1 protein-coding gene and 1 pseudogene are annotated in these 670 nt (G+C 36.0%); one reads left to right on the forward strand and one right to left on the reverse strand.

Annotated features, from left to right (window positions below):
• A pseudogene (locus tag AC1DDX_RS22775) lies at window positions 1–326 on the forward strand (homoserine dehydrogenase); the annotation flags it as partial.
• Window positions 327–391: 65 nt separating this feature from the next.
• On the opposite strand, the gene AC1DDX_RS22780 reads toward AC1DDX_RS22775, so the two are convergent.
• Window positions 392–670: 2-oxo acid dehydrogenase subunit E2 (locus tag AC1DDX_RS22780; RefSeq protein ID WP_477622645.1), on the reverse strand; the 279-nt coding region annotated here is incomplete at its 5' end.

Raw genomic sequence — 670 nt, forward strand, 5'->3', positions numbered from 1 at the left:
TAGCTGCACTAAGATATGATTATCGTTATGAGTATAAAAAATACCATCAACACAATGGGTTAGTTCATACCGACAATGTAAACATTGAAGTTTATTTGCGCTATACCCATGAGTATACATTGGAAAAGCTGCAGATAGATAATATTATTGAGCGGTTCTCCCGTAATGATTACAAATATGTAATTGGAAATGTAAGCCTGAAAACTTTATTGGCTAACCGCGACCTTCTTGAGCAAAAGGATGTTTTTATTGCTCATACTGGTAGGTACACTTACACCGAACAGCAAATCTTAAAGGTTTCTGAAGAGGAAGTGATATTTAACTAGTTATTATTTTTGCTTTGTTTTGATAGTGAAAAGGCCCCATTCGGGGCCTTTTGCTTTATGTTATTTTATATTTCTCTGTTCAAATCCCAATTTTCAAGATAATCAGCTACTCTTCTTACAAAAGATCCACCCAACGCTCCATCTACAACTCTATGGTCATAGGAAAGCGAAAGGAACATCATATGGCGTATAGCGATTACATCGCCAAATTCTGTTTCTAATACTGCTGGTTTCTTTTTAATTGCGCCTACGGCTAAAATGGCGACCTGTGGTTGATTAATAATAGGTGTACCCATTACATTACCAAAAGAACCTACATTAGTCAGTGTAAACGTTCCATTTTG

Source organism: Pedobacter sp. 10L46_2 (assembly GCF_056395165.1).